General features: G+C 40.6%; 21 protein-coding genes and 1 riboswitch. Of the genes, 4 read left to right on the top strand and 17 right to left on the bottom strand.

The window, feature by feature from the left end:
- Positions 1-32: 32 nt before the first annotated feature.
- Both LI149_RS07600 and pyrE read right to left on the bottom strand, forming a co-directional pair.
- Positions 33-185, bottom strand: coding sequence for a hypothetical protein (locus tag LI149_RS07600; RefSeq protein WP_005334464.1), 153 nt, complete (start codon positions 183-185; stop codon positions 33-35).
- A 217-nt stretch (positions 186-402) separates the two neighbouring features.
- Positions 403-1083 carry an orotate phosphoribosyltransferase gene (gene pyrE / locus LI149_RS07595; protein WP_005337048.1) on the bottom strand — a complete coding sequence of 227 codons (681 nt, stop codon included), beginning with the start codon at positions 1081-1083 and terminating at the stop codon, positions 403-405.
- Between the two features lie 714 nt (positions 1084-1797).
- Positions 1798-1870: riboswitch (Fluoride riboswitch) on the top strand.
- Between the two features lie 173 nt (positions 1871-2043).
- Here pyrE and LI149_RS07590 point away from each other — a divergent pair.
- On the top strand, positions 2044-3267 hold the full coding sequence (locus LI149_RS07590; protein WP_168933328.1) for a chloride channel protein: 1224 nt from the start codon (positions 2044-2046) through the stop codon (positions 3265-3267).
- A 238-nt stretch (positions 3268-3505) separates the two neighbouring features.
- On the opposite strand, the gene LI149_RS07585 is transcribed toward LI149_RS07590, so the two are convergent.
- Genes LI149_RS07585 through pyrF form a run of 3 tightly spaced genes read right to left on the bottom strand, consistent with a single transcriptional unit; the run spans position 3506 to position 6121 of the window.
- Positions 3506-4408: a dihydroorotate dehydrogenase gene (locus LI149_RS07585; RefSeq protein WP_168933329.1), complete on the bottom strand. Its 903-nt coding sequence runs from the start codon at positions 4406-4408 to the stop codon at positions 3506-3508.
- A complete protein-coding gene (locus LI149_RS07580) occupies positions 4408-5193 on the bottom strand; it encodes a dihydroorotate dehydrogenase electron transfer subunit (RefSeq protein ID WP_168933330.1) in 786 nt (261 codons plus the stop codon). Before LI149_RS07580 ends, LI149_RS07585 begins: the two co-directional genes overlap by 1 nt.
- A 1-nt stretch (position 5194) precedes the next feature.
- Positions 5195-6121 carry an orotidine-5'-phosphate decarboxylase gene (pyrF, locus tag LI149_RS07575; protein WP_005334472.1) on the bottom strand — a complete coding sequence of 309 codons (927 nt, stop codon included), beginning with the start codon at positions 6119-6121 and terminating at the stop codon, positions 5195-5197.
- A gap of 307 nt (positions 6122-6428) precedes the next feature.
- Here pyrF and LI149_RS07570 point away from each other — a divergent pair, with 307 nt between their 5' ends.
- The 3 genes from LI149_RS07570 to LI149_RS07560 all read left to right on the top strand — a co-directional run bounded on the left by LI149_RS07570 (position 6429) and on the right by LI149_RS07560 (position 9061).
- A complete protein-coding gene (locus LI149_RS07570; protein WP_168933331.1) occupies positions 6429-7538 on the top strand; it encodes an ABC transporter ATP-binding protein in 1110 nt (369 codons plus the stop codon).
- 103 nt (positions 7539-7641) lie between these two features.
- Positions 7642-8568 carry a CdaR family transcriptional regulator gene (locus tag LI149_RS07565; RefSeq protein WP_173786356.1) on the top strand — a complete coding sequence of 309 codons (927 nt, stop codon included), beginning with the start codon at positions 7642-7644 and terminating at the stop codon, positions 8566-8568.
- Positions 8561-9061, top strand: coding sequence for a hypothetical protein (locus LI149_RS07560; RefSeq protein ID WP_005334477.1), 501 nt, complete (start codon positions 8561-8563; stop codon positions 9059-9061). Before LI149_RS07565 ends, LI149_RS07560 begins: the two co-directional genes overlap by 8 nt.
- Positions 9062-9136: 75 nt before the next feature.
- Here the strand turns inward: LI149_RS07560 and LI149_RS07555 are convergent, their stop codons facing one another.
- The 12 genes from LI149_RS07555 to addB form a co-directional block, all read right to left on the bottom strand.
- Entirely contained in the window at positions 9137-10333 is a 1197-nt protein-coding gene (locus LI149_RS07555) for a S41 family peptidase (protein WP_227143165.1), read from the bottom strand.
- 74 nt (positions 10334-10407) lie between these two features.
- Positions 10408-11541, bottom strand: coding sequence for a murein hydrolase activator EnvC (locus LI149_RS07550; RefSeq protein WP_173786513.1), 1134 nt, complete (start codon positions 11539-11541; stop codon positions 10408-10410).
- Positions 11542-11574: 33 nt separating this feature from the next.
- The gene (gene ftsX, locus LI149_RS07545; protein WP_173786512.1) at positions 11575-12483 is read right to left on the bottom strand and encodes a permease-like cell division protein FtsX; all 909 of its coding nucleotides are present in this window, start codon (positions 12481-12483) and stop codon (positions 11575-11577) included.
- A complete protein-coding gene (gene ftsE / locus LI149_RS07540; RefSeq protein WP_005337032.1) occupies positions 12473-13159 on the bottom strand; it encodes a cell division ATP-binding protein FtsE in 687 nt (228 codons plus the stop codon). Before ftsE ends, ftsX begins: the two co-directional genes overlap by 11 nt.
- 17 nt (positions 13160-13176) lie before the next feature.
- Positions 13177-14265 carry a CdaR family transcriptional regulator gene (locus LI149_RS07535; protein WP_005337030.1) on the bottom strand — a complete coding sequence of 363 codons (1089 nt, stop codon included), beginning with the start codon at positions 14263-14265 and terminating at the stop codon, positions 13177-13179.
- 134 nt (positions 14266-14399) lie between these two features.
- On the bottom strand, positions 14400-15077 hold the full coding sequence (locus LI149_RS07530; protein WP_173786511.1) for a WecB/TagA/CpsF family glycosyltransferase: 678 nt from the start codon (positions 15075-15077) through the stop codon (positions 14400-14402).
- 126 nt (positions 15078-15203) lie between these two features.
- Positions 15204-15398: a small, acid-soluble spore protein, alpha/beta type gene (locus LI149_RS07525; RefSeq protein WP_005337026.1), complete on the bottom strand. Its 195-nt coding sequence runs from the start codon at positions 15396-15398 to the stop codon at positions 15204-15206.
- Positions 15399-15516: 118 nt separating this feature from the next.
- The gene (locus LI149_RS07520; RefSeq protein ID WP_227143164.1) at positions 15517-16323 is read right to left on the bottom strand and encodes a DUF4097 family beta strand repeat-containing protein; all 807 of its coding nucleotides are present in this window, start codon (positions 16321-16323) and stop codon (positions 15517-15519) included.
- Between the two features lie 2 nt (positions 16324-16325).
- Positions 16326-17027, bottom strand: a complete 702-nt coding sequence (locus tag LI149_RS07515; protein ID WP_117682704.1) for a DUF1700 domain-containing protein — start codon at positions 17025-17027, stop codon at positions 16326-16328.
- Positions 17027-17347, bottom strand: coding sequence for a PadR family transcriptional regulator (locus LI149_RS07510; protein ID WP_117495082.1), 321 nt, complete (start codon positions 17345-17347; stop codon positions 17027-17029). Before LI149_RS07510 ends, LI149_RS07515 begins: the two co-directional genes overlap by 1 nt.
- Positions 17348-17734: 387 nt before the next feature.
- Entirely contained in the window at positions 17735-21316 is a 3582-nt protein-coding gene (addA, locus tag LI149_RS07505) for a helicase-exonuclease AddAB subunit AddA (RefSeq protein ID WP_227143163.1), read from the bottom strand.
- Positions 21307-24711: a helicase-exonuclease AddAB subunit AddB gene (gene addB, locus LI149_RS07500; RefSeq protein WP_227143162.1), complete on the bottom strand. Its 3405-nt coding sequence runs from the start codon at positions 24709-24711 to the stop codon at positions 21307-21309. Before addB ends, addA begins: the two co-directional genes overlap by 10 nt.
- Positions 24712-24720: the final 9 nt, after the last annotated feature.

The raw sequence follows: 24720 nt of genomic DNA, 5'->3' as shown, positions 1-24720 counted from the left end.
TCAAATGTCTTATCCTCTGATCTTATCAGATTTTAAAACGTAAGTCCTTTTTTGTCTTTTAATAACTTTGCTCCGCTGACAATGGAGATAATTCCTGCAGCCACGCCTGTGACCATCACAATGATCCCGACTGTGATTCCGGCCGCACCTGCAAGGCTCATTGTCTTATATGCCTTCTCGTTCATATTATCCTCTTTCTATTTCTTATCATTCAAACCCTGTCAGGGCTTTGTGATGCCTACGGATTGCTACGTGCTTCACACTCCCGCAATCCTCTCTGATATTCGCATATCGTGGGATTGACATCCCACTTTTAGGCTCATATCAGGGGCGAGTCCCAAGGTCTTTCATCCACTTATGAGCAAGCTCATGTGGATTTAGACCTTTTGACTCTGGCATCATTTATTTTGCACCGTACTGCTCATAGTATGCGTCGATTGCTGCCTTCAATGTATCGTCGATGACAACTTTTCCCTGACACTCTTTGTTATACAGATGCTCTACTACATCTGCCATACTTACAATTGCTGCTGTTTCAAATCCATACAGGTCTTTGATCTCATCAAGGGCACATTTTTCTCCGCCTTTTCCAACTTCCATACGGTTCAAAGACACCATAAGTCCTACAATTGTAACATCAGCAGCTCCCTTTACCTTCGGAACAGTCTCTTCCATAGATTTTCCGGAAGTTGTTACGTCCTCGATCATAATCACACGGTCACCATCTTTTAACTTGCTTCCAAGAAAGCTTCCCTTATCTGCACCGTGATCTTTCTCTTCCTTACGATCAGAACAATAACGAACCTCTTTTCCATATAATTCACTGTAAGCGATTGCTGTTACAACTCCAAGCGGTATTCCCTTGTATGCAGGTCCGAACAGTACATCAAAGTCATCTCCATATGTCTCATGAATTGCTTTTGCATAATACTCTCCAAGCTTCTTAAGCTGTGAACCAGTCACATATGCTCCCGCATTCATGAAGAATGGGGACTTTCTTCCACTCTTTAATGTGAATTCTCCAAATTTGAGCACATCGCTCTCTACCATAAAGTCAATAAATTCCTGTTTGTAAGCTTCCATTGTTATTCTTCCTCCATATTCTACAGGTGCATATACCTGATACGTTCTTTTTCAGTAAACTGCTTTATATTATTACAAATGTACTACAACCGGCAGTTGTCCTTTACTTCTCTTTATCTTACCATAACACCAAAACATTTTCAATTTGTAACTGAAACTCACATTGATGAACTCACATAACAACATATTCGCATTACCAACCTCTCTCCGTTTCCTACTAGAAACATCTTCGCAGATTCTACTGGCATTCAATAACACTCCTTTGTTTTTCAAAAAGCAGCAAAAAATTATAGAATATATGTTTGTTTTATGTTATGATGATTATATTAATTTTAAATATTATATTTTTTTAATACAAATAGCAACTGAATGCCAGAATTAAACAAAGTAAGAATATTACACACAGAAACGCATAAACTATTAATACCACTAGAAAAAAATACTGTTTGACATCACAGGATATCAATGGTATAGTATCTATAGTGGTTGTGCTACGTAGCTTGCGAGGCGCGTGGCCGGTGGAGTTCCATGCGTGGGCTCCACTTTTTATTTTCCCAACAATACCTACCGCTCGTGTCAATAATTTGCATCATATCATGTACACTAATACTTTTTCAATCTCACTATAAACTTAAAAATTCATTTTAGATTTATTTGAGTTTTCAATTTGTAACTGAAACTCACATTGACAACTTACTTTTCTAAATGCTATACTCTCAGACAGGGAATGAGGTTCTCCCTCAATTACGATTGAAACCGCCAAATGGCTGATGACTTCTGTGAATCGCACAGGGGTTACCAGCTTTTTTTATATAATCAGGAAATTTCATTTCCTGATTATATAAAAGCCTCCGGCAAGATGCGCACTGCGGCGTACAATGATGATGTTGCAAGCAACCACCGCAGGCGCTAGAATGTGCCAAGGCACATTCTTTATTCTTATTAAAAAAGGAGTTTACAATGACAAAGGAAAAACAAGAACATTTGATTTTACAGATTAAATATGCATTTCTCGCATTAATTGTAGGTATATGTGTAGGAATTGTTGACACTATATTCGGTCGTGGACTACTGGCAATTTCTGCCTTTCGCACTGCTCATTATCAATATCTGCTTCCATTCCTTCCACTGGCAGGACTTCTGATTATCTGGTTATATCAGCATTTCAGTAGTTTGAGTCTGAAGGGCATGACATTGATTTTCGAAACCGGACAGAAAAAAAGAGAAGAAATTCCACTGGCGCTTGTTCCATTAGTTATGATCTGCACATGGATCACACATCTTTTTGGCGGCAGTGCCGGTCGCGAAGGTGTTGCCGTACAGATTGGTGCTACGATTTCACACGAAGCAGGACGCAGACTTCATATAAAAGAAAAAACACCGGTCATGCTCATCACCGGTATGGCAGCAGGATTCGGCGGCTTATTCCAGACCCCGCTGGCAGCTGTATTTTTTGCTATGGAAGTGATTGTTGCCGGATATATGGAGTATGACGCACTTCTCCCGGCTCTGATTGCAGCATATACCGCCTCTACGACCTCACATATGCTTGGGCTTGAAAAATTTGCAGTAAATATTACGGAAAACTGGAACATTTCCGGCAGCAGAGATGTTTTAATCTTGATTATTCTTGGAGTAGTTTTCGGTCTTACAGGAAGATTCTTTTCTGCTCTTTTACAGAAAGCCAAGAAATTGTTCGGCGAAAAGATTTCCAATCCCTTTATCCGGATCGCTACCCTGGCAGTTCCGCTTGCAATCCTCCTTTTTGCAATCCACAGCGGACGCTATACCGGACTGGGAACCAATCTGATCTCCGCTTCATTTGCCGGAGAAACGATCTACGGATATGACTGGATTTTAAAATTACTTTTTACGATTTTCACACTGGCAATTGGTTTCCAGGGCGGTGAAGTCACACCTTTATTTTCCATCGGTGCTTCCCTCGGAATTATCCTCGGATCACTTCTTGGTATTCCACCTGTAATCTGTGCCGCCCTGGGGTATGCCGCAGTTTTCGGAAGTGCAACCAATACCCTGTTTGCCCCGATTCTGATTGGCCTTGAGGTCTTCGGCAGTCAGAACATCATTCCTCTGGTGCTGGTATGCATCATTGCCTATCTGGTCAACGGAAATCGTTCTATTTACGGGGCACAGCAGAAAGCATTATGCCGGTTTGAGGAATAAAGGCATGCATATCCGTGACAAATTCAAAAAAGAACCGTCCTGACCATTTTAGATAATGGTCAAGATAACAATCAGGATATTGATTAAACTCTTTGAAAACAAAAATGGTACAAACCTTCAACTTTCCAGAAATGTAATGCTTGAAAGGACTGTACCATTTTTTATATTTTATATCCCATCATTTGATATCTGATGTAATTAACATCATCCACAAATCTCGCTTGTGTCCGACTTCAAACTACTCCACAATGCCAACCATATCAGCCACGTTCTCAAAGCCGTTTTTCTTCATATAAGCTTCGATTCCGTCAATGACTTCCATAGTCGCTGCAGGATTATGGAAGTTTGCTGTTCCGACAGATACTGCGCTCGCTCCTGCTAAAATAAACTCAATTGCATCTTCTGCACTTGCGATTCCGCCCATTCCGATGATTGGAATGTTGACTGCATGTGCTGCCTGATATACCATGCGCACAGCTACCGGTTTCACGATTGGACCTGACACTCCTCCTGTCTTATTTGCCAGCGCAAATGTCTTGCGGTTGATGTCAATCTTCATACCTGTCAATGTATTAATTAAAGAAATTGCATCTGCTCCACCTGCTTCTGCCGCTTTTGCTATCTCAGTAATATCTGTTACGTTCGGTGTCAGTTTCATAATGATCGGCTGTTTTGCGATTTTCTTAATATCTGCGGTAAGCTTCTCTACATTCTTTGCATCCTGCCCAAATGCCAGAAATCCGGCGTTAACATTTGGACATGAAATATTGATTTCCATCATATCAATCGGCTCATCTGCCAGACGTTCTACAACTCTGAAATATTCTTCCGGTGCATGACCGCATACATTTACAATAATCTTCGTGTCATACTTCTGAAGATAAGGAATATCTCTTTCGCAGAACAGATCAATTCCAGGATTCTGAAGTCCGATTGCATTCATCATACCGCCGTAAACTTCTGCCACACGCGGGGTCGGATTACCAGCCCATGGCACATCAGCTACACCTTTTGTCGTGATAGCTCCCAGTTTATTCAGATCCACAAATTCAGAAAATTCTTCTCCGGAACCAAATGTTCCAGATGCTACTGTAACCGGGTTCTTCCATTCTACTCCGGCGATGTTTACATTCATATTCATTAGATTTCCACCTCCGTAGCAAGGAATACCGGACCATCTTTACAGATTCGCTTGTTGCACACATTGCTGTGGGCATCTTTCTCTTTTGTCTTGCACACACAGCCAAGACAGGCACCAATTCCACATGCCATACGCTCTTCCAGAGATATATAGCATACAATCTTATGTTCCTCGGCATACTGCTTGATCGCACGAAGCATAGGAGTCGGTCCACAGGCATAGATCATATCCGCTTCCAGTCCCTTTTCACGGATTGCGTCCATAACATTTCCCGTTGTTCCGACACTTCCATTCTCTGTGGAAATGTATAACTCACCGTTCTGCTCGAACTCTTCCTTTAAAAATGTCTGTGCATCACGATAGCCTACGACAATCTGTTTTTTGTCGCATTTCATCTGTTTTGCAAGTTCCAGAATCGGTGGTACACCAATTCCTCCACCCATAAGAAATACTTTCTTTCCTTCAGCCGCTTCAAACGGAAATCCATTTCCAAGAGGTCCGATGATCGGGATTGCATCTCCTGTTTTTAACTTTGAAAATTCTTCTGTTCCTGTATTCTCTCCAGTCACTCTGTATACAACACGAAGGCGACTGTCTTCTTTGTTAATCTCACAGATACTGATTGGACGAGGCAATAACTTTGTTGCATCCTTTGTATACATAGAAATAAACTGTCCAGGTCTGGCGCTCTGCGCTGCCTCTGTATGAATCCACATACTGAAAATCCCATCAGCAATCTGCTCCTGAGAAACAACCATTGCCTGTTCTTTTTTCTTATCCGCCATCTTATCTTGCCTCCAATGCGCCTCTAATATCAGCAACCATGTCTTCTACTGCTGCTCTGGATGCATCTGCAAATGCTTCTTCACCATAGTTTGCGTATTTTTCCTGCTTGTATGCCGCAATGATTCCACGAGAAGAGTTTACGATTGCTCCAAGTCCATCTTCATTAAAGAAATGTACCAGGTCTTTTCCTTTTCCTCCCTGCGCACCATATCCCGGCACAAGGATGTAAGATTTCGGCATCACTTTACGAAGTACTTTTCCCATCTCCGGATAAGTAGCTCCGACAACTGCTCCAATGTAGCTGTACTCGTCACCCATGCAGTCTTCTCCCCACTGTGCAACTTTTTCACCGACCAGCTCATAGAGTGGACGTCCGTCGATCATCTGATCCTGGAACTCTCCACTTGACGGGTTAGAAGTCTTAACAAGGATAAAAAGACCTTTCTTTTCCTCTTTGCATACATCTATAAACGGATTCACACCGTCAGATCCAAGATATGGATTGACTGTCACAAAGTCCTCATCAAATGGTGCGTAAGTCTTGCTTCCTACCTGCACTTTACCAATATGTCCAACCGCATAAGCAGAAGAGGTTGATCCGATATCTCCACGTTTGATATCTCCGATTACAACCAATCCTTTTGATTTACAGTAATCTACTGTTTTCTTAAATGCAACAAGTCCCGGAATACCGAACTGCTCATACATAGCGATCTGAGGTTTCACAGCTGGAATCAGATCATAAGTCTTGTCCACAATTTCCTTATTGAACTGCCATATAGCCTCTGCAGCTCCCTCAAGTGTCTCACCAAACTCAGCAAACGCCTTCTTCTGGATATGCTCCGGAATATATTTTAACATTGGATCCAGACCAACCACGATCGGTGCGCCCGTCTTCTTAATATTCGCAATTAACTGATTAATCACAATCTCATCCTCCTGCTTCTATCTTTATTACTTTTGTTAGAAATTACATATTTAATTTATTTTACCACACTAGTAGCTCACTTGACAAGAAATCAATCCCTCTTTGCATTTTAAACAGTTAAACAGTTAATCTAATATTTTATCAAATAATCTTTATAAAACAAAATATCAGATTCAACTAGTCAAAATGTACATCATTTCACCAATTTTTTAGTCACTGCTTACATTGTACCTCCCTCCCGTTTGTTCTATACTGATATCAGATTACAAGAGAACTATTTATTTTCTTTAAGGAGGATTACACAAAATGGCAAGTTTATCATTAGAGGGAATCCAGAAAGTATATTCTAATGGATTCCAGGCAGTTAAAGACTTCAATCTTGAAATTGCTGACAAAGAGTTCATCATCTTCGTTGGACCTTCCGGATGTGGAAAATCAACAACACTTCGTATGATCGCAGGTCTTGAGGATATTTCCGGCGGTACACTGAAGATTGACGGAAAAGTAATGAATAATGTAGAGCCAAAAGACAGAGATATCGCTATGGTATTCCAGAACTACGCTCTTTATCCACATATGACAGTATATGACAACATGGCATTCGGACTGAAACTTCGTAAAGTACCAAAAGACGAAATCGACAAAAAAGTTCGCGAGGCAGCAAGAATCCTCGACCTTGAGAAACTTCTTGACCGTAAGCCAAAAGCTCTTTCCGGTGGACAGAGACAGCGTGTTGCTATGGGACGTGCAATCGTTCGTAAACCAAAGGTATTCCTTATGGACGAGCCTCTTTCAAACCTGGATGCAAAACTTCGTGTTCAGATGCGTATTGAGATTGCAAAACTGCATGAGAATTTAGGTGCTACAATTATCTATGTAACACATGACCAGACAGAGGCTATGACTCTTGGTACAAGAATTGTTGTTATGAAAGATGGAGTTGTTCAGCAGGTAGATACACCTCAGAACCTCTATACAAAACCATGCAACCTGTTCGTAGCTGGATTCATCGGATCACCTCAGATGAACTTCTTAGATGCTGAAGTTAAGGTTAATGGATCTGATGTTACACTTTCTGTTGGTGGACATGAGCTTCCAGTGCCAGCTGATAAAAAACAGGCTCTCATCGATAAAGGATATGCCGGAAAGACAGTTATCCTCGGAATCCGTCCGGAGGATGTACATGTTGCATCTACATTTACAGGTGAGAATGCAGGTACTGTTCACTCTACAATTAACGTATATGAGCTTCTTGGAGCTGAAGTATTCTTATACTTCGATGTTGCAGGAACTCAGGTAACTGCAAGAGTTGGTTCCGGAACAGAGCTCAGAAGCGGAGATAAAGCTTCCTTCACATTTGACATGAGCAAGATCCATATCTTCGACAAAGAGACAGAGTTGACGATTTCAAACTAATCGTATAAAATAACAATAACGGTTCTACTGTTATGGAAGATACAATGAAAGAGCTGTACGAAGGTGCAGCTCTTTCTAATTTATGCAAAAGAGGGTTATTTTTATGGAGCAATCTCAGGAACTTTCCAAAGCATTAGAAGAACTTACACGGGCAACCGGCATCGCTTTGGATATTCACATACAACCGGAAGCTTCCAAAGAGAAGATAGACGAGTCAATCCGGCAGATTCGTTCTCTTTGTGCTGCTTATAAAGAGAAGTATAACAAGAATTATTTTTTGTTAAATCTCATGACAGGTACTGCACAGGATTGCGAGATTAGTGAACGTGCCGCCAGATTACATATTCGCGCTGTAAAACCTCGTTATCTTTTTTTGCTCGAATCCTCAAAAAAAATGGACGAAACAGTTACAGAGGTATTGAAACAGTTGTTTCCACTTCAAGAAAAAATATATCTCGTTCCTGTAAATGAATTTCAACTTGCAATGCTTTATCCGGTAAAAGATGGCTGCACATCAGAAGATATTCACAATCTGGCACATACCATAATCGATACTCTGAGTATGGAAGCGCTGACTCATGTACAGATTGCCTACAGCGCTCTTATTCCCGATCTGCACGCCCTTCCTTCTGCTTATAAACAGACTGCGCTTGCATTGAGAGTTGGTAAACTTTTTTATTCAGAACAATCTGTATTTCCTTTTAACAAGTTAGGGATTGGACGATTGATTCACGAGTTGCCCGAAAAACTTTGCGAAGATTTTCTTTTTGAGATATTCGGTGATATAACTTCCGAACATTTAGATAAGGACACTTTAGCTGCCATCGACAAATTCTTCCAGAACAACCTGAACATTGCAGAAACTGCACGACAGCTTCATATGCATCGCAATACACTTATTTACCGACTGGAACAGGTCGAAAAAAGAACAGGTCTTGACCTTCGTCAGTTCGAGGACGCTATGACCTTTAAAATTGCGATCATGATACTGAATTACTTACAATCAGAAAGGAATGTTTCACATGAATGATAATTTTCATGAACAACTTATAACAAAAAAACAAAAAGGAAATCCGTTAGTTATTCGCATCATCGTTGTAGTTTTCATAATTTTATTTTTAACGATCGGTGCTCTGTTTCTAGGATTTCTGTCTATTATCATCGCTGTAGTACTTGGTGTCACTGCTTATTTTTACATTTTTCCAAATCTTAGTGTTGAGTATGAGTATTCACTGGTCAACCATGAACTAGACATCACCGCAATTTACAGCAAGTCAAAAAGAAAAGAACTCTGCTCTTTTGATATCAAAGAAGCTGAGATGATCGCCCCAAAAGGATCCAGTAAGCTTGCTTCTTTTAAGCCAGTAAAAACCTGTGATTATACTTCCGGAGAGGGAAATGCGGCAATTTATTCCATCATTATTTTTCTAAATCAGCAGATGTATAATATTCTGATTGAGCCTGACGAAAAAATGATTGCCGGAATCCGGCCGTGGATGGGATCAAAATTTTCACAGTTTTAACTTAATTGGGGACGTAGCATTTTAAAAGTTTGCTACGTCCCCATCTTCGATTAACGGTGTCCCCAATTGAGCTGCTTACTGCATCTCTCCCTGTAGGGTTTCAATTGCTTTATTCAACTGATTATCTGCTTCCGGATTGTTTTCATCTGCCTGATAATCAATTGCTACATCCGGTGTAATTCCTTTTCCATCAATATCCTGACCTTTTGCCGTAAAGTATTTGGCAATTGTAAGTTTCACACAAGTTCCGTCTTTCAAATCAAAGATCTGCTGTACAACACCTTTTCCATAAGTTTGCGTTCCCACAATTGCACCCAGATCATAATCCTGGATCGCACCTGCAAAAATCTCAGAAGCACTGGCGCTATATTGATTTACAAGAACAGTCATTGGAATGTCGATTTGATGCTCTTCATCTGATGTGAAGTCTTCTTCTTTTCCGTTTTTGTCTTGAGTATATACAATCTTTCCTTCTGGAAGAATCTCATCTAATATTTTACACACAATACTCAGACTTCCGCCTGGATTACTTCTCAAATCTACGACCATTCCTTTCATTCCCTGGTTTTTCAGGTCATTATAGGCATTCTTATATTGGTCATATGTCACGGAATCAAATTCTGTAATTCTAAGATACCCAATTCCATTATCCAGCATCTTAGAGCTTACTGTAGGATACTCAATCGTATCGCGGGTTGCTGTTACTGCAACCTCTTCTCTGTCGTCACCTCTAAGAACTGTCAAATTAACATCCGTTCCCTTTTCTCCTTTTATCTTACTGACGACTTCTGTCAGATCTTTTCCTGTCACTTCCTCATCTTCTACTTTATAGAGAATATCATTATCCTTCATTCCAGCCTGTTCTGCAGGTGAACCTTCATATACCTGACTGATGGTAATGATTCCAGTCTCCTTATTCTGCGACATCACCGCACCAATACCGTCATATTCTCCATCTGTAGATTCCTGAAAACTCTTCGTAGCTTCTTCATCATAATATACAGAATACGAATCATTCAATCCGGCAATGTATCCTTCGTAAATTCCCTGCTGAAGTTCATCTTGATCTACATCTTTCAGATAATACTGGTTAATCAAAGATTCCAGTTTTTCCAGCTTTTTATCGGTCTCTGAACTGATTGCTTCTGTTGTATCTTTCTCTCCACTGTTGCTGTTTTTTACTTTTAATCCACATGATACCAGTCCTGCTGCCAATAACATGGCAAGGGCGCCACAAAGCGCCCCCTGTAAAAATCCTTTTTTATTTTTCATATTTTTAGTCCCGTCTGTCTTAAATTCAATTTGATTCAAGAACGCCTCTGCAATCCTGCCAGAGGCTTATTTTTCTACAAGTAATTCATCGGATTTACCGGTGTTCCATTGTTCATCACCTGAAAATGCAGATGCGGTCCCGTAGAGTTTCCTGTTGTTCCTACTTGCCCGATATTCTGTCCTTTACTGACCTTCTGTCCTGCTGACACAAAAATTGTATTGCAGTGCATATAATAAGTCAGAAGTCCATTTCCATGGTTAATAATAATCAAATTTCCAGCCTTACCACTGTAACCTGCTGAAGTTACAGTTCCGGCTGCTGCCGCATAAATCGGTGTTCCAGTTGATGCTGCAAAATCAACTCCTTTGTGATTTGTACTGGCTCCGGCAAGTGGCGCATTACGATATCCAAATGTGCTGGAAATACGACTATATCCCGGACAAGGATGCGTAAACATTCCATTTCCGCTGACTACAGCTCCTCCCGCACTTCCACTATTATTGTTCTTCTTTGCTGCTGCAGCTGCGGCTTCTTTTTCTTTCTGTTTTCTTGCCGCCTCTTCTGCGGCCGCCTGAAGTTCTGCAAGCTTTTGATTCGTCTGCTCCAGCTCTCCGCTGATACTTGAAATCTCGCTTTCCTTGCTTGCTTTCAAGCTCTCGACATTCGTTTGTTTTGCAATCAGATCATTCTGCAGGTCTTCAAGTTTTGCATACTCCTCTTCCAGTGCAGTCTGCTGTTCCTGAACTTTCTTGCGAATCTGCTGATATTCCACCAATTGTTCTCTGTCATATGATGATATAGTGGAAATATATTCTGCATTATTTAAAAATTCGCTAATATCTTTTGACTGACATAAAATATCAACAAATTTAGTATTTCCATTCTCATACATATATTTGATACGCTTTTTCATACTCTCATATTGATCATTTTCCTGAGCCTGAGCCTCAAAAAGCTCCTCTTCTTTCTGCCCCAGCTCTTCTTCCTTCTGAGAAATCTGATTTTTCGTATCTTCCATCTCCGAAACAATTGCCATAAGCTGCGTTTCCAGTGACTTCTGTTCCGATTCCGCCGCTTCCTTCTGTTTTTGAAGTTCTTCAGCCTTTTGCTTCGTGTCATCAATCTCGGTAGCTCTTACTTGTGTCGACATTCCCAGGCATAATGTACCGATCAGTAAAGCACTGATAATTTTCTTCCCCTTTATCATATGTACCCCCTTGTCAATTCAGTACGTATGTTATTATACTTTCAGATGTTTTCTGATTGTAAAGAAACTTCCTACAAAACCGATTCCCACTCCCAAAAGAATTCCTACTGGCAAAAGTGTTCTATATACTTGTGTGACCGGAAGGAAATTAATGATATTCTGAAGAAGATGGAACCTCTCAAGAATATAGTGAATTGCCTTCTCATATACCAAGTACAGAATTCCAAGTGGAATCACAGCTCCGATTGCTCCGATGAGCAATCCTTCAAACACGAACGGTGCTCGGACAAATCCATCCTTCGCTCCGATATATTTCATAATAGCTATCTCTTCTCTTCTGACAGTAATACCCATGGTAACTGTATTACTGATCAGGAAAATAGATACCGCTAACAGAATTCCAATAATGGCAACTGATACATAACCTACCAGTTTATTTACACTGGTCAGCGTCTTCGCAACGACATCTGATTTATTGACTTTACGGACTCCATCCAGGCTTTCTGCAAAACTTACTACATCTTTCTGTTTGGAAACATCAGACATATATACTTCATAGTTATCAGAATTTGCAAGCGGATTATCATCTTTAAATCCTTCTGCTGCTTCTTCTGATCCCTGGAAATATTCCTCCTGGAACTTTGCCCATGCCTCATCAGCACTCACATAAGTGACGCTTAATACTCCGTCTTCATTCTTAAGCTGAGCTCCAATGTTATCTTTTTGTTCCTGTGTTGCTTCTTCATCAAAAAATACCGTAATGGCAACTCCCTCTTCTGCCTTCTGTACGATATAATTAAAATTCATAACAATAGAATAAAACAGGCCAAACAGGAAAATACAAGCTGCCATAGTCGCAATAGATGCAATGGAAAACATCTTATTTCTCCCTATGTTCTTGACACCCTGCTTCATAGAATATCCAAAAGTACTAATTTTCATTATTATACCCACCTTTTTTCTCGTCGCTTACAATGACTCCCTTTTTCATCGTAACAACTCGCTTCTTCATCTCGTTTACAATTTCCTGATTATGAGTTACGACCAAAACGGTAGTCCCTCTGTCATTCGCCTCCTCCAAAAGCTTCATGATCTCCCATGAATTTGTCGGGTCCAGATTTCCTGTAGGCTCGTCAGCGAGAAGAATCGCCGGTTCATTCACGATTGCTCTTGCAATCGCTACTCTTTGCTGCTCTCCACCGGATAACTCCTTTGGAAATGCTTTGTACTTCTGTGCAAGTCCCACCAGTGACAATGCTGCCGGTACTTTTTTCTTGATCACTCTTGCAGAGGTCTCTGTAACTCTCTGTGCAAAAGCAATATTCTCATAGATATTACGATCCTTTAAAAGTCTGAAATCCTGGAACACTACTCCAATATTTCTTCGGTACATCGGGACTTTTCTATGGCGCATGCGGCCCAGATTATGTCCGTTCACAATAATAGTACCTGATGTAGGCTCCAGCTCCTTCATGATCAATTTGATAAGTGTTGACTTACCTGATCCACTGTCACCTACGATAAATACGAATTCGCCCTGCTCGATCTTAAGGTTGATACCATTTAGCGCAGAGATTCCCTTCGAGTACTCTTTGGTTACGTCCTTTAATTCGATCATAGTTTCCTCCTAATTATTTAATACTCCATCGATTCCATATACTTCATATATTTCACTACCATAAGAGCGATTTTAAAAGTAATGGCATCCTCAAACACACGAAGATCAAGTCCTGTGCTCTTCTGAAGTTTATCCAGTCTGTATACAAGCGTATTACGATGAATATACAGTTGTCTGGATGTTTCTGATACATTCAGGTTGTTCTCAAAGAACTTATTAATAGTTGCTAATGTCTCTTCGTCGAAGTCATCTGGCGATTTCCCCTCAAAAATCTCACGGATGAACATCTTACAGAGTGGAATCGGCAACTGATAAATCAATCTTCCGATTCCAAGCGCACTGTAAGCAATAACATTTCTCTCACTGAAGAATATCTTACCTACATCAAGCGCCAGTTTCGCCTCTTTATAAGACTTAGATACCTCTTTGATATCATGTACGACGGTACCATATGCGATCAGGGCGTCTTCTTCCCCATTATCTTTCAACAGTGTCAGATAACCGTTCGCCATCTTTTCAAGTTCCTTGTGCCCGTCTTCAAGCTCAAGTTCCTTCACAATGATAATATTCTTCTCATCTACTGCTGTCACAAAATCTTTTGATTTGTTTCCCAGAAGATTACGTACATTATCAAGAGCATTGCTGTCCTTCTCATGATCCGTCTCAATTATAAATACAACACGACGCACTTCTGTGTCAATATGTAATTTTTTGGCACGATTGTAAATATCTACAAGAAGCAGGTTATCCAAAAGCAGATTCTTAATGAAATTATCCTTGTCAAAACGCTCCTTATATGCAACTAACAGATTCTGGATCTGAAATGCTGCAATCTTTCCAACCATGTACACATCATCACTGCCACCATTCGCCAACAGCACATATTCCAACTGATGTTCTTCAAAGATCTTAAAAAACTGATATCCACGCACAACCTGGCTATCTGCCGGAGAATCCACAAAGGCCAGCACTTCTTCTTCATAATTCTCCTGTTCTGTCATCGTACTTGCAAGCGGTTTTCCATCTGTGTCCATCACACAGAAGTCAATTCTTGTAATTCCTTTCAATCCTTCAATTGTGTTTTGAAGTATCTGATTAGATATCATATCCATCTCCTCCACTCATATCAATATGCATTTTTCACAACAAAGTGCCCTGTTTTTTAGTAAAAGAGCATATTCTCAAATTCTATATTAATATATTTTGACAAAAAAATAAAGAGAAAACTACAGTTTTTTTGTTAGTTTCCTCTTTTTTTACTCTTTTCAATTTCCTTCTTAAAAATCTGTTTCATAAAAAACTGACCGATTCTGCCCCCACCAATGCCTTTCGCTGCCACTGGAATTCCATCTTTTCCAAGTCCAAGCCATACTCTTGCATTCATCACATTACGATTCTTGGAAATCAGTTCTTCCTGCAGCGGTGAAGAAAGTGCCGACAAGACACAATCTACTTCCTCGCCATTAATCGCATTAATCAGCATATCATCTGCCCGATTCTTTGCAGATACCTTCGCCATACCTACAATCTGGGTTCCTCTGTAATACTCTTCAAAATGTCCGAACATCTTCTGTCCTTCTTCTTCCGATTCCACCAAAAGATATACCCGCTTATGCTTTCTTGCCAGATATCTTAAAAACATCTTTAAAAATGTCTTATCTTCCGTCTCTCGCAGACACTTGTGATCTGTAATCTCTGCTGCTTCCAGAATTGTCTTGTTACCAGCCAGTATAAGGTCGAAATTCTCGATCTCTTCTTTTAACTCAGCCTCTGTTCCCAGTTCCATAAGACTTTCTATCGTCACAAGTTCGATCACACTCACCAGATCCGATTCCATATAAACAAGCGCTTCCCGCATAGCTTCTTTTGCTGTAAAATTATCAATGGATATATCTAAAACACTTATCTTTTTGCTCATAATCTCACTCATATTTGTCAACATCTTGTAGCTGTTCGATTATAGCAAACGATTCTATGTTTTTCAAGGTTTCTTGTAAAATGTTCACATTTGTTAATATTCGTAATATTTTTTGTAATATTTTTGTTACTTCTTACTTCGATTTTTCCTTTTTCTGGCAAGTATTCCACCAATTCTCCCGGTTTCTTTTGATGACAACGATTTCCAACCATCTTTCATAACCCTATCTAAAAGTCCTAACTCATCGGCTATCTCATATTTCATCTTCTCTTCTTCTGTAAGCTGATCCAGACGAACTGGTGTATCCTTCTTTTTTGCCATAGCAAACTCCTTTCCTTCATATGGCCGAAACATATTTTTCTACACCAGTATTGTTAACACATCTGTATTTCTTATTCGCCAAAACATTTACCTTCGGCTTATTTTTTCACATTTCCTATTATTGTTCTGCCTGAAATTGAACATTTACCTCCCCAACTCCACATTCAATTGACATTGTCTTATCGGACTGATTTTCAATCTGATATTCACTTCCAATCTCCGTAAATTCTCTTTCGCCACACACAATACTTCCTATGTCGCAATTCAGATCATAATTATAATCTGTCTCATTACCGATGGCAGTAAAGATAATCTCTCCGACGCCACTTTCAAGATCTGCATCTCCCAGCGTCTTTCCGAGCGCTTCGATCAGCCCCATATCACAATTCATTGTCAGATCATTTGTCAGGAAAGAATCCACTTGAACCTCACCGGCATCTACATCTATATCTAAATCTTCTGTATGGATATCTTCTATATAAATGCTGCCTGCACTCAGATTCATCTCTACTTCTTCCAGCTTATAGCCTTCTGGAATATAAATATATATTTTTGCATCTTGTGCATGATTTCGCGCGTAAATCCAGTTCCAGACTTTTTTATTTGTTGTAATATTTAATACTCCCTCTTCTTCATAACACTTAAACTTAAGACTTTTGGATATTTTTTGTGTTTCTACAGTAATCTCCTGCTGTTCTTTTGGTGCTTTTAATATTTTTATCTCGCCTGTTGCTATGTCAAGATCCAGTTCTCGGATGCCCTGATAGCTTTCCTGAATATTCGGACTATAAGTCTCTTTTATTGGCACACGTTCTTTCAATATTTCCATCGTTGCGCCCATTCCCAGTCCAATGCCTAAAAGTGCAATACCGACTACCAACGTAATACCACAGGTCAGCCAGAATATTTTCCATCCTTTTTTCATCTTCACGCTACCACCTTTCTATGAGAAATCTTTTCCCAGAGGTACTTCATTCCCTTTGCCAGTCCACGGAGTACTACTTCACAGAGTTTTCCAAATCCTACTGTTACAACCACACCAAGAACCATTATGATCAGACCGCTGCCAATCAATGCCAATCCTGCGGCTGTCTGTGGCAGAAGTATAACGGAACCGGATATTACTAGCGAAATTCCTACAATTGCAATGGCAGCCCCGGCAATAACCAATGCAAATACTCCAACAATGATAGTTAACACCATTGCCAGTCCTGCAGCCAGAATACCACCGATAATTGGAATCAAGACCGGTCCTATAATTATTGCAAGAGCCACAATTAAAACAATTTTTCCAATACGGTCATTTTTCTTTTTCTGATTATCTGATGTCCCATACTGATATTCCGATGACTGCTTATTCTCCTGATGATTCATCTGATATTGCTGTCCTGCTGACTGATATTCTTCCTGCTGACCATGCGTTGTATTTTCCGTCTTGCCTTTTAAATCTGCTTTTATATTCTCTGCCACTTCCTCCGGAGCGCCAAATTCCCGGATAACCTGTTCTTCATTCTCTTCGCCGGCCTCATCAAAATAATCGTTATAATACTTCATAGCATCTCTTCGTTCTACTTCAGGGATGTCCTGTAAAAGCGATGCTAGTTTTGTCATATATTCAATTCGGTTCATTACTTCTCACCCCCTGCAAATAACTGATTGATCTTGTTCATATATTGTGTCCATTCTGTCCGATACATATCAAGCTTTTCCCTTCCTGCCAAAGTCACCTTATAATATCTTCGATTGCGCCCATCATATTGTCTGTCGTACACTTCAAGACACCCATCTTTTTGGAGTCTTCGAAGAACTGGATAGAGGGTTGATTCAGACACTTCTATCGTCTCACGCACATCCTGTGTAATCTTATAACCATAAGTGCCTTCCTCTGTCCGTGACACAACTGCCAGAACAATCGCATCCAAAAGAGCTGCACCTGTATTAAAGACCATTTCACCACACCCTTTCTGCAAAATCTGGATTTAACCCAAAATTGTCATGCAATTATCTTTACAGATTCGCTATATTATTTTGTTTCATATATTATACGCTGTATAATATATGCTTTTGTATATTATATGGCATATAATATTATAAGTCAAGAGAAAACAGTTGCAAAAATTGAACAACCTGCAGTTTGTCTTAACAGGTATTTTCAATAAAAACAGCATCAAGTGCATATTCTACGCGACTTCCACACAATAGAGATGAAACTCTTAACATCATTGAGGCCTCTGCCGAATATGATGTTTGTTTTTAGAGGTTCATCGTAATTCTCTGTGTGGGGCGCTTAGAATATGCACTTGATGCGTTCTTTTTAGTAATCAATATTTGTTATGTTAAGGTAAAATGCAGGCTTCCCCCAGTGTAAAAGAGTACAGCACCTTTTCTTTCACTTTCTTCCCGGTGATCTGTTCCAGTGCCCTGCCATAGTAATCTAGCTGAGCATGGTATTTTTCCACCAGTTCTTCTATCTTATATACTTTGTCTGTCTTGTAATCCAGTACGACCAGTCCGTCTTCTTCCTCAAAGTACACGTCTATGATTCCCTGTACAAGAGCAAAGTCTCCTTCTGGCTCATCTTTATATAATTCCTGCTCCGGTATCCCAAGTACAAACGGCTGTTCTTTCCACAGTTTTCCACAATCTGCACTTGTTCTCATTCGTTTTCCCACAGAGCTATCAAGAAATCCCAACACATCGGCTGTCCGGACGGAATCTGCCATTTCTCGCGTCATTCGCCCTTGTTCTACAAATGTATTTATCTCTGTCTCCAGCGTCTGCCTATCATACATTTTTTCAAAATCAAGAAGTTCCATGACGCGGTGATAAGCAGTTCCTCGCGGAGCTCCGGTCAGTGTTTCTTCTTCTGTCATAAATTTAGGAAGAAGCGGTACAACTTCCGGTTCTTCAAAAACTACTTCTCCTAATGCATTTTCCTCATCGTCAAGTTCTGCCTGATAAGCCATTTTTTTTAGCTCGGATACTGTAAATTTCATCTTTCTCGCATGACTTTTTGGATAAGGATACTGATATGCGAACTGTTCTTCTAATGTCTGTCTTACATTTGCATCATATTCTGCTGAAGTGTCCCATCTTCGTAATATTTCTTCCTGTATTTTTCCGGATACTTCCGTCTCCACCTCATCACGGACAATCTCTTCTGGCAACACTTCTTCGAAAGTGACCGGTATCTCTTCTGGTATATATGCAAGTGCCGGTATGATCCAGTCCAGATATTGAATAGCACTACTTCTCTGTGCAAAGGTCAGTGTCTTTGCCATTTTTGTCTCTAGATTATCACAGGTTCCTGTAATAATCAGCTTTTCCTTTGCTCTTGTCAGTGCAACATAAAGCACACGAAGTTCTTCTCCTAAATTATCAAGCTTCGCTTCTTTTTGAATCACTTTTTTTACCAGACTTGGAATTTTCGTTCTTCTATCTAAATCTACCACGTCCATACCGACTCCCAGTCTGGCATGAATGATCACTTGTCCGGCAAGATCCGTCACATTGAATTTTTTACCAGTTCCTGCTACAAACACGATTGGAAACTCCAGTCCCTTACTTTTATGGATCGTCATGACACGGACTGTGTCTGACTGCTCATCTTCCAGACTTGCCTCACCATAATCCACTTCAAATTTCTGAAGCTGCTCAATATAACGCACAAAATGAAAGAGTCCTTTATAGCTGGAAGACTGAAATGCCTGCGCTTTTGTAATCAGCATTTCTACATTTGCCGCACGTTGCGCTCCTCCCGGCATTGCTGAGATAAACTGACCATACCCGGTTTGTGTCAGAATTCTACGTAGAAGTTCATGGATTGGTGTATACGGAACAATTTCCCGGAAATCATTCATTTTTCCATAGCAATGTTTGAGTTTCTCACATATTACCGTATCTTCTCCGTTTTCCAGATAATTTTCTACCGCCTGGTAAAATGGAATTTCAAAAGCTTCAGAACTTCGGATCACTGCCATTTCTTGTTCGTTCAGTCCACAAAATGCCGACATAAGAACCGCCGCCAGTGGAATATCCTGTTTCCGATTATCCAGCACTCTCAGATAATCCAGAAGCACACCGATTTCCTGCGTTGCAAAATATCCTTCTTTTGTACCTGAAAATGCCGGAATCCCTTCCCGATTCAGTTCCTGTACGAATATGTCAGCAATCCCTTTCACACTTCTTGTGAGAATGACTATATCGGAATATCTTGCCGGACGCAGCTTCCCTGTCTTCTTATCCAGAACCTTCTGCTCTGCAATTAGCCTGCGGATCCGGCTTGCGATCATCCGGGCTTCCATCTCCTGTTTGGAGGCTTTTATGGAACGGTCATATTTTTTCAATTCTGTATTTAATACAAGTACTTCTGTTTCACACCCCGGATTTTCAGGATATTCTGCACCCACATACAATGCCGCCTTGTCATCATAATCAATCTCTCCGAGATTTCGCATCATGATCTGCCGAAAAATGTAATTCACACTGTCCAGTACTTCTTTTCGACTCCGGAAGTTTTTATGAAGATCAATCCTTTGTTTTGGTCCTTTTTCCAAATCATACGTGTCAAATTTTTCCATAAAAAGCTCTGGTCTGGACAGCCGGAAGCTATAAATACTCTGCTTGACATCTCCCACCATAAAAATATTATATTTTCCTTTCGAAACACCGGAAATACTGGTCAGAATCGTCTCCTGAATCAGATTACTATCTTGATATTCGTCAATCATAATCTCCCGGAACTGATCCTGATATTCCTTTGCAACCTCAGAAGGTTCAAACCCTTCTTCTGTTTTTTTTGCCAGGATCTGAAGTGCAAACTGCTCCATATCTGAAAAATCAATAACATTTTCCTGGCGCTTCTTTGCGTCAAATCTTTGCGAAAAACATTTTACCAGGCCCACCAATTCTTCCATATAAGGAAGACATATCTGCATATCTGCTGCCATTTCTTCCGGTTTCTGATAAAAATAATCTTTCTTCAGACCACTGACAATTCCCTTCACCTGCTCACGAAGATCCTTAACTGCTTCTATTTTTTCTTTCGATACAGTCTTATCTCTGCATGATGCAAATCTGCTCCACTCTACATTCTGGATGCGCCCAGACAGCTCATTATAATTTTTTGCACTTAAGAGCTCTCTTATTGTCTGAGCATCCAGCTTCAAAGCCTCTTCATACACAGCCGGGCCATCTATTTCCAGACTAATTTGCATTGCCTGTTCATTCAATAGTTTTGCTTCTTCCAGGTAGGCTTTCGCCCAGGTTACAATTTTGTTTCCATAATCACTTTTTTCCAGATCCTCTGCACAGTCGACTCTATATGCATCAACACAAGAATCAAGCCAGCCCTCTCCGTCTGGATAGCTCCGACTGTAATCGTAAGCCTTTTCAATCATTTCTTCTAGCTTTTTATCATTTCTTCTTCCACCATAGGCATTAGAAAACCGCAAGAACCGCTCTTCTTTTTGCGCGTACTTTTCTTCCAGCAGTTCATCTAATACATCATGCCGCAAAAGTTTCAGTTCTCCTTCTTCTGCAGTACGGAAACCTGGATCAATGGCGATTACATGAAAATGATCACGGATTACGGAAAGACAGAAACTGTGAATTGTTGTAATCTGCGCATTGTGGATCAAAGTTGCCTGTCTTTTCAGATGTTCATTTTCCGGATTCTCTTCTAATGCCTTTTCAATGGCACCCCGGATTCGTTCTTTCATCTCACCTGCCGCTGCTTCTGTAAATGTTACAATCAGAAGTTCGTCCACATTGACCGGGTGTTCCTCATCAGTCAGCATTGTAATAATACGCTCTACCAACACTGCTGTCTTTCCCGAACCTGCTGCTGCAGACACAAGAATATTGCGGTCCCGAAGATCAATGACCTGTTGCTGCTGTTTTGTCCACTTTACTCCCATGAGCCCGTTCCTTTCTCCTGCTCCTTTTCATGATCGTCCCGATTCATGTTCTCTTTGACTGCATCTGCTTCCATGGCTGCTATCACCTCTGACTGTGTCATCTCAAAAATATCCCGATATTTGTATCCCGGTATTTTCTGGTCAAAACCACAGATATGCCGGTATGCACAATAATCACATCCACTCTCCTGTTTCCTCCGGTATGGAAATGCTGCAACTTCTCCACTTAATATTTTTCGATGTACCTTAAAAACTTTCCCCAGGGCATGGCGCATCATCACTTCAAATTCCTGCTCCGATGCAACTTTTGAATTTTTTGACAGACTACCATTTTTATTATATTTCACAGGAATGACAGCAGATTCTCCAGCCTGACAATGATCCAAATGCTCCAGTGTCTCATCTTTCAAATTCATCACGCCATCCACTTTCAGCTCTTTTAGTACTTTCTGCCAGATTTCTTCTTCCTCTCCAACCACTTTCTTCTCCACAAGAGGATCATTTAAACGGTAATAAAAGACACCTGCCGGAATCACCTCACTGTCCGGGTAATGTTTTTGAGTCATTTTTACTGCTGCGTCCATATAGACCATAAGCTGAAGCTGGAGCCCGTGATATAAAGCCACCACATCAAAGGCCTTGCTCCCGGTCTTATAATCCAGAACCTTGACATAGACCTTGTCTTTGTCTTTGCACAGATCCACACGGTCAATCTTACCATTCTCAAAACGCATTTCATAAGCCACCGGCACAAAATCTCCTGCTTCCAGCTGCTTTGTAAGCGCCCATATAGTTCTCGTCAAAAGACGCTTCATGCGCTCAATCATATACTCGTTGCGCGCCGAACTGTAAAGCACCGAATTCCCATAGTCGGAAATGGCATGTTCCACACTATCATCAATGTATTCTTGTCTTTTTTCTTCCTCGATCTCTGTCCAGGACAAATTCTCTTCTTTTAGCTTTCTGGAATAATACTCCAGGGCACTGTGACACACATTTCCCAGATCAATTGGTTGAAATTCGTATATCTGCCGCTCCCGAAGGCGCAATCCATAAGTGAGAAAATGAGCAAATGCGCAGGCTGAAAACCGTTCAATTCTCGTGATACTGTCCTGAAAATGTTCTCCATAAAGCTGCTTAGCCACCTCTTTTGTCAGTCCATCTGCCGGCCGGGTATAAAATCCTGATTTCATAAGTTCTTCTACACGATACTGCCACTGTGGCTGTCTCTTGTACCAGGAATATAATTCCTGCCATTCCTGATCCATAGCGTTCCCGTCCTGAAATCCTCTGATAACTTTTTGCATACCAAGCTTGGGGGTCCACTCCTGGGCAGAAAATGCCTGTTTTTCTTCGTCTTCTATTTCCAGACCCGAAAATAATCTCTGCATCTCCTGGATCAGATATGATGGGCGGATACTTTTTCCGTCCGCGGAAACCTTGCTGTAATAAATATCCAATGTCTCAGAAGGTTTTGTCAGATTCATGTAAAGATAAAATTTCTGCTCGTACGCTTTCTCTTTACCTCCCGGTGACAGATGGATCTTTCCTGTTGCAAACTTATCCCTGTCGCGCTCTGTAAGAAGACCACTCCTTATTAATGCTCCCGGAAGAAATGTATCATTTGCCCCGACAAAAATAAGTGCTTTCATATCTTTTAATCTTGTACGTTGCATGTCTCCAACAACAACCTGATCAATTCCAGGTGGAATGACTCCGACTCTTGCTTCTTCAAGACCCGCGTCTAAAAGCTTCAGATATTCATCCATGGTCACCTTCTCATCACCAAGAAGTTCTACGAATTTATCAAATAGTTCAATCAAAATACGATAAACCTGACTGTATTCCTTGGCAAGCGCAAGTTCTCCTGCCTCTTGAAATGCTTCAGACTGACGCTGCAATTTTAACTGAAGTTCTTCTCTCACCATAAACTCATAAAGCGCCATCGTCACATCTTTGACTGTCTTGCTCCTTTGTCTTAATACATACACAAGCGTGTCCACCTTTTCCACAAGACGAACCCGGTTATGATTCAGAATTTCCAGATTTTCTTCTTCCATATATTTCGGGCGGCGGATCCAGCTCTCCTGCCATTTCTTATATCCACGGATTCCAAGTGCAATTACGTAATTTTCCAGTTCATCGACTTCACCATAAGTAAAACCACTAAGATTTGTTCTTAAGAAACGAAATACACTCTCATAACTGAAATTATCTTTCACCATATTCAGAAGACTCCGGATATATTCTACAAAAGAATTCAAAAGAATACTCCGCTTATGATCCATAAACACCGGAATTTCGTAGAGGTCAAATGCCTGTCCCAGGTCATCACCATACACCTCCATATTGCTTACAATAACTCCGATATCCCGGTAACGATATCCTTTTGTCCGAACCAGGTTCCGAACTCTTCCTGCAGCTTTCATCGCTTCTTCTCTTGGATTCCTGGCCACATGTACCCGGACTGCTCCCTGTTTTTCCTTATAACATTCTTTGCTATAGCGGAATATATTTCTCTCCAGAAACTCCATAGCCGAATTGTCACAGAATCGATAGAGTGGACGTTCGTACAGACACAATGGGTCTTCCACACTCACTTTTCTCTCTGCCGCAATCTGTATTAACGATGTCACGGTATGCTTGCCGAGTGCAAATAACTGATATGGGTGCTTATAAACGTACGGGTTTTCCCGATCATCCATCGTTACAGTTACGATCACTTCCCGGCATACTTCAAGAAGTTCTCCAAGCAGCCGGTTCTGTACTGGTGTAAATCCTGTGAATCCGTCCAGAACAATCGTACTTTCTTTTAAAATATCCGAACCTTTCACTACACGGCAAAGTGCATCCAGGAGTTCTTCTTTCGTAATAAATCTATCTTCCAGATATTTCTTAAAACCAATATACAGAACTTCCAGATCCTGAAGTTTATAATAAAGCCTTGAATTCTCCCCTGCTGCTGCTTTCATCTGCCTCAGTTCCTCTTCCCCAATATCGTACTGATCAAATTCTGAAAGCACTGATTTGACTTCGCTGATATAGCCAAGCTTTTTCATATTTCCCTTTAAAACTTTTAAATCCTTTTCATAATCACCGGCAATCTTTCGCAGAATCAGATTCTTTCCCTCATCATCCAACACCGGAAGGGCCTGCCCACCGGTCTCCTCAAAGATGCGGTAAGCAAGCCTTACAAAACTAAGTACGTCGATATTCATAATTCCATGATTCGGATGTTGCATGACAAGATCCTTCTGCGTCTGCATCGTAAACTGCTCCGGTACAAGGACAATATACTGACGATCCGGGAACTTTACAGATTCCCGGATCACATAATCATATAATTGATAAGATTTTCCTGAGCCAGACGGCCCAAATACGAATTTTAAAGACATATCTCTCCT

Origin of the sequence: Dorea sp. 210702-DFI.3.17, assembly GCF_020560825.1 — a bacterium.
GTDB lineage: Bacteria > Bacillota > Clostridia > Lachnospirales > Lachnospiraceae > Dorea > Dorea formicigenerans.
Note: the sequence above shows the minus strand (reverse complement) of the source record. Positions and strands in the feature narration are given on the sequence as shown.